Genomic DNA, 5,989 nt, shown 5'->3' with positions numbered 1-5,989 from the left:
GATCGCGTCCAGCGGGTGAAGCGCACGACGAGACCCGCGCGGGTGGGGCCTGCGAGGAACGGGCCTGCGGATGCCGCGGCATCGCCGTCGAACGGGGCGACCCGCACCAGTCGCCACTCTCCGTCATCCGCGCGTGCCCGCACGATCACGGCATCCGGCCAGCGGCTCACGCGGACGGTGATCTCGCTGCCGTGCCAGTCGTCGACGTACCCGACCGACCAGTCGGAGCGGATGTCGGTGACGACTGCGCCGAGCCCGAGGTGGTCGTCGGCGTACTCGATGCCCGCCTTGATCCAGTGCTCGTCGTCGATGCGCACGAAGACGCCGGCCTGGTCGAACTGCCCGTCCCAGGGGGCGCGGAACGACACGTCCATCGCCTCGCCGACGGCCAAAGGGGCGAGCAGTGCGTGCTCCGTGTCGTGCACGAAGCCGTAGGCGGTGTGGCGCCAGGCGTCGCTGCCTTCGACGGCGGTCACGTCGAGGTGCTCGGCGGCGGAGGCGAGGTCGGCGGGGGCGTGTGTCCAGGAGCCTTCGGTCCAGGAGATGATGTCTGATTCAGGCATATCCCGAGCGTATAGCCAAATAGGGCATAAAGCCAAGTTATTCGTGATACGGTTATGCCATGGTCATCGCCGTACTCGCCGACATCGTGGGCTCTCGCAAGCTCGACGATCGAACGGCGGCGCAGCGGATCCTCGATGACGCCATCGCCCGCGTCGAGACAGACCTTCCGCTCGCCCAGCAGCCGCTGACCCCCACGGTCGGAGACGAGCAGCAGGGCGTCTATCGCGCGCTCGAAGATGCGATGGTCTCGCTGCTGATGATCCAGCTCAGTCTGCCGGACGGCATCGCGTTCCGCTTCGGCATCGGCGTCGGAGCGGTGAGCGCGGTGGACTCGGTGCACGGTGAACTCGCTGACGGACCCGGCTGGTACGCCGCGCGCGCCGCGATCGAGACGGTGCACGGGCGGGAGGGTCGCGCGGTGCCGCGCACGCGCACCTGGATTGTCGGAGCTCACGGGCAGGATGAGGTCATGGACAGCACGATCGCCGCCTCGAACGCCTATCTCCTCGTCAGGGACGAGCTGGTGGGGGCCATGAACGAGCGCGAGCGCCGGCTGACCTACGGACGCCTGGTCGGCAGGTCGCAGCATGAGCTCGCGGCAGAAGAGGGCATCTCGCAGCCGAGCGTCTCGAAGTCGCTGCGCAACGCCGGCAGCGCGGCACTCCTCGAAGGGCTCGTCGCGCTGAGAGGATCGACCGCATGATCGTCGCCGGATTCATCCTCCTCGCGGTCGGCGCCGCCGATCTCGTCCGCCAGTTCGCGCCCCGTCGATGGGTCGGGTACCTCACGACCGCCGTGATCCTGCTGCTCCTCGGAAGTGTGAGCGACGCCCTCCTGCCGATGCTCTCGGGGCTCGTGGTCGGAGCTCTCTGGGTGTGGTGCATGCCGTCCGAGCGCCCGGCGCCGCTCGGCTTCTGGCCCGCTGCGCTGCTCGGGGTGCTCAGCGTCGGTGCCGTGGTCGCCCTCGGTGCCCGGGCGGACACCGGTCTGATCGGCGCGGTCTGGAGCATCCGGTCCCCGATGGGCGAGGTGCCGTTCGATCTCGCGATGCTGACGATCGGCGCGGGTGTGTTCCTGCTGGAATCGGCGAACCTCGTGGTGCGCGCGGCGCTCGACGGCGAGCACACGTGGCGCCCGGCCGAACTCACGCGCATCCCTGCGCCCGCGACCGCCGAGTCCGAGGCGGAACCGGGCCCCATCGCCACGAACGAGACCTCCGACGAGGCCGAGCCCGTCCGGGATCAGCGGGCCGGGTTCAAGGGCGGCCGTCTGATCGGCCCGTTGGAACGCATCCTCGTGATGATCCTCACTCTGGCCGCCGCCTACCCGATCCTCGCCGCGATGCTGGCGGCCAAGGGCATCGTCCGCTTCCCCGAGATCTCTCGCGACGGCGAGACCGGCGCCAGGGCGGAGTACTTCCTCGTCGGGAGCCTGGTGAGCTGGGTGATCGGACTGGGCGCGGCATTCCTGGTGTGGTGGGCTGCCCACAGCTGATCGGACCGATCCGCCTGTGCGGGGCGAATGGCGAGTACTCACCGCTGATAGCCTGGAGCGCGTGTCGAATACCGCTCTGACGACCGCCCCGCCGGCGATCGACCCCACGTTCGAGAACGTGTGGGACGAACTGCTGTGGCGCGGACTCGTCCACGTGTCCACTGACCAGGAGGCGCTGCGCGCCCTTCTCGCCGGGGACCCGATCACGTATTACTGCGGTTTCGACCCGACTGCTCCCAGCCTGCACCTCGGCAATCTGGTGCAGCTGCTGACGCTGCGTCGCATTCAGCTCGCCGGTCACAAGCCGCTGGGCTTGGTCGGGGGCTCGACCGGTCTCATCGGAGATCCGCGGCCCACCGCCGAGCGCACGCTCAACACGCGCGAGACCGTCGAGGAGTGGGTCGGGCGCCTGCGGACGCAGGTCGAGCGCTACCTCAGCTTCGAGGGCGACAATGCCGCGCGCATCGTGAACAACCTCGACTGGACGGCGCCGCTGTCGGCGATCGACTTCCTGCGCGAGATCGGCAAGCACTACCGTGTCGGCACGATGCTGAAGAAGGATGCGGTCGCTGCGCGCCTGAACTCCGACGAGGGCATCAGCTACACCGAATTCAGCTACCAGATCCTGCAGGGAATGGACTTCCTCGAGCTGTACCGCCAGTACGACTGCGTGCTGCAGACCGGCGGTTCCGACCAGTGGGGCAACCTCACCAGCGGCACCGACCTCATCCGTCGATCCGAGGGCGTCGCCGCACATGCGATCGGCACCCCGCTGATCACGAACAGCGACGGCACCAAGTTCGGCAAGAGCGAGGGCAACGCGATCTGGCTCGACCCGGAGATGTGCAGCCCGTACCGGATGTACCAGTTCTGGCTCAGTACGGCGGATGCCGACGTGATCGAGCGACTCAAGGTGTTCACGTTCCTGACCCGCGCCGAGATCGAGGAGTACGAGGCGCTCGTCGAGTCCGAGCCGTTCCGACGGGCGGCTCAGAAGCGTCTGGCTCTCGAGGTCGTCGCCACCGTGCACGGCATCGACGCCACGGCCGCCGTGATCGCGGCATCCGAGGCGCTGTTCGGTCAGGGCGACCTGACCGCCCTCGACGCCTCGACGCTGCGCGCCGCACTCGAGGAGCTGCCGAACGCGAAGGTCGACGCAGGGTCGTCGGTCGTCGATGCGCTCGTCGCCACCGGGCTCGTCTCGAGTCTGTCGGAGGCTCGTCGCGCGATCGCCCAGGGCGGTGTCTCGCTCGACGGCGAACGCGTGGAAGACGACGCGGCGATCGTCGCAGGATCGCTTCCCGGGGGAGTCTCCGTGCTCCGTCGAGGCAAGAAGACCCTCGCGGGACTCTTCCTGGACTGATCCGCCCAGCCGATCATCCCTGGCAGCGATCCGGACCCGGGTCCGGATCGCTGCCAGGGTCCCTCCGCGACGGGAGCCTCGATGCCGTTCACACCGAGCCACGCGGTCATCGCGTTGCCGTTCGTCCGCACGCCTCTCGTGCCCGCGGCGATCGCGATCGGAGCGATGACGCCGGATCTTCCGCTCTTCCTGCGGGGAATCGGGATCGACTACTCGTTCACGCACACGCTCACCAACGTGGTGTGGACGAGCGCCGTCGCGTTCGTGCTCTTCCTGGTGTGGCGCGTCGTGCTTCGCCCTGCCGTCGGTGAACTGGCACCGGGGGCGCTGGCACGGAGACTGCCGACGGACTGGTCGCAGACAGGGCGCGAGGCGGCGGGGACAGCAATCGGCGTGGGCTCCGACAACCGCTTCGCACCTCTGCTGCTCGCCGTCTCACTGCTGGTCGGAGTGGTGTCGCACATCCTCTGGGATCTCTTCACGCACGAAGGGCGGTGGGGCGTCGAGGCGCTGCCGGCGCTCGACGAGATGTGGGGACCTCTGACCGGTTACAAATGGCTGCAGCACGGATCCAGCGTGATCGGCCTGGTCATCCTTGCCATCTGGGCGCTCCTCCGGCTTCGTCGGGCGAAGGCCCATGATGTCGCGCAAGTGGTTCCCGCGGGAGTCCGTGTCGCCTGGTGGATCTCGCTGCCGGCGGTGCTGATCACCGCGTGGATCGTCGGGACGGTCGCCTACGGGCCGTTCACCGACGAGTTCACGATCCAGCATCTTGCGTATCGGGTTCTGCCGCCCGCCTGCGCGATCTGGGGAGCACTGACACTGGTGCTGTGCCTGTCGGTGCCGCTGTTCCGGCGCTTCACCAGGTCGGCTGATCCGATCCCCACGGCCGAGGCGCGCTGAACTCGAGTCCGGGAATCACGGGCGCCACGGTGGTGATCCGGTGTCCTGCGACGGCGAACGATCTGGTGTGCGGCGAGGTGTCGATCTCGGAGGTCGGAGCGGGATCCGACTGACGGGGCATCCCCAGCAACTCTGCGGCGATCCGGCGCAGAGACGTTCGGATGCTCCACCCTCTGTTCTCGGCAGCGCGTCGTCCGAGCAACGCGGTGATCCCCGCGGCGAGTAGATACCCGGCGCTGTGGTCGAGAGCCTGTGCAGGAAGAGCGCTCGGCGTCGCGCCGTCCGGCGACTCGATCATCGCGATGCCGGACTCCGCCTGGACGAGGCTGTCGAAGCCGGCTCGGTCGGGATGTTCCGCGCCCCAGGCGCTGAGTTCGGCGATGAGAAGACGCGGATGCCGCTCGCGGAGCGCCTCCGCAGAGAGTCCGAGTCGCGCGAGGGAGGCGGGTCGGTACCCGAGGACGACGACGTCGGCCGAATCGAGCAGGTCGCGGAAACCGGAGCTGCGAGCATCGAGCACGGTGGATCGTTTGCCATGACCCGTATCCAGGTGCTGCCACTCCGGCTCAGGCAGAGTCGGAGGATCGATGCGCAGCACGTCGGCACCGAGCAGTGCCAGCGTTCGGGTGCAGACAGGGCCGGCGATCACCCGGGTGAGGTCGAGCACGCGGATACCGGCAAGCGGGAGAGCGTCCGACGCCGCGGGGGAGAGGCGCACATCCAGGAGAGCGGGGCCGTCGACCTCCAGCAGTGGGCGAGCCTGCAAGGCTCTGTCGAGGGCTGGATTCTCCGTGCCGACCACGACGGCGAGGCCGCGCGCGCGGGAGATCGCGTCGACGACCTCGTCGCTGCTCCGTTCTCCGATCACGGCCCGCATGTCGTCGGGACCGGCACTGTCGGGGAGGCGGAGTGCATCCCGCAGGCGTCGCGCGTGGTGCGGATAGTTGGCGTGGGTACGGATCCACCCGTCGCTCGATCGCCAGAATCCGGAGAGGGGCGACCACACATCGGGTCTCGTGCCGTCGACGGTGAGCACGGCATCGCTGCGGTAGCCGAGGGCGATCCTGTCGGGATCGGGCAGGGTGCGGCAACCGCTGGCGGCGATCACCGCACGCACGCTCGCCCATGCCAGATCCCCGGTCGCGAGTCGCGAGGGCAGCGGTACGGCGTGGGCAGGAGGATCGACCCTGGGGTCTTCGGCCGGAACGCCCAGCTCTGACAACACACGTGCGAGAAGAGCTGAGGAGGGTGGCAGATTCGATGGCTCGAGCACCGTCCGATCGTACTCGGCGCTGTGATCCCGGGCGTTTCCCGCCCCTGGACAGCCAAAAGGTGCTGCGGGGTGATCGCCGACACGCCCGGGGGGAGCGGCCCGATTTGCCAGAACCCCGGAACCCACGTAACTTATTACTTGTTCGCCCCACAGGGAAGCGGAGAGGCCGAGAGCTTCACCCCCCTCAAGCGGAGAACCACCTCCCACATCCACTCACTTGTGAGTCACGACGCGTGCGTCTAGGATGGGAGATCCACCCCATCTGCGGCTGTCACAGGCTGCGCAGCGGATCCAGGATCTGCACGGCGCGCCGATTTGACAAGCGGGACAGGGTGGCTAAGATAGAGAAGTTGCCCTGCGGGCCTGGTTGTGATGACTGGGTCGTGGGAGCA

The 5,989-nt window shown here is 68.4% G+C and carries 6 protein-coding genes; 4 read left to right on the top strand and 2 right to left on the bottom strand.

The annotated features are described in order from the left end of the window. Nucleotides 1–563, bottom strand: a 563-nt coding sequence (locus RTM68_RS11670) for a DUF1349 domain-containing protein (protein WP_312171028.1), incomplete at its 3' end; no start/stop codon positions are given. Nucleotides 564–622: 59 nt separating this feature from the next. Here RTM68_RS11670 and RTM68_RS11665 point away from each other — a divergent pair. From RTM68_RS11665 to RTM68_RS11650, 4 genes are all read left to right on the top strand, one after another. Then, complete coding sequence (locus RTM68_RS11665) at nucleotides 623–1,267, top strand: SatD family protein (RefSeq protein ID WP_312171027.1); 645 nt, start codon at nucleotides 623–625, stop codon at nucleotides 1,265–1,267. After that, complete coding sequence (locus RTM68_RS11660; RefSeq protein ID WP_312171026.1) at nucleotides 1,264–2,058, top strand: hypothetical protein; 795 nt, start codon at nucleotides 1,264–1,266, stop codon at nucleotides 2,056–2,058. The genes RTM68_RS11665 and RTM68_RS11660 overlap by 4 nt, the downstream gene beginning before the upstream one ends. Before the next feature lie 61 nt (nucleotides 2,059–2,119). Beyond that, a complete protein-coding gene (tyrS, locus tag RTM68_RS11655) occupies nucleotides 2,120–3,421 on the top strand; it encodes a tyrosine--tRNA ligase (protein WP_312171025.1) in 1,302 nt (433 codons plus the stop codon). Between the two features lie 81 nt (nucleotides 3,422–3,502). After that, nucleotides 3,503–4,324: a DUF4184 family protein gene (locus RTM68_RS11650; RefSeq protein ID WP_312171023.1), complete on the top strand. Its 822-nt coding sequence runs from the start codon at nucleotides 3,503–3,505 to the stop codon at nucleotides 4,322–4,324. Here the strand turns inward: RTM68_RS11650 and RTM68_RS11645 are convergent. Beyond that, nucleotides 4,281–5,549 (bottom strand): CoA transferase, encoded by a 1,269-nt coding sequence (locus RTM68_RS11645; protein WP_312171021.1) that lies wholly within the window; start codon nucleotides 5,547–5,549, stop codon nucleotides 4,281–4,283. The genes RTM68_RS11650 and RTM68_RS11645 overlap by 44 nt on opposite strands. Nucleotides 5,550–5,989: the final 440 nt, after the last annotated feature.

Source organism: Microbacterium sp. (genome assembly GCF_031988965.1).
Taxonomy (GTDB): domain Bacteria; phylum Actinomycetota; class Actinomycetes; order Actinomycetales; family Microbacteriaceae; genus Microbacterium.
The sequence above is the reverse complement of the archived record's forward strand: the minus strand, read 5'-3'. Positions and strand labels throughout refer to the sequence as shown.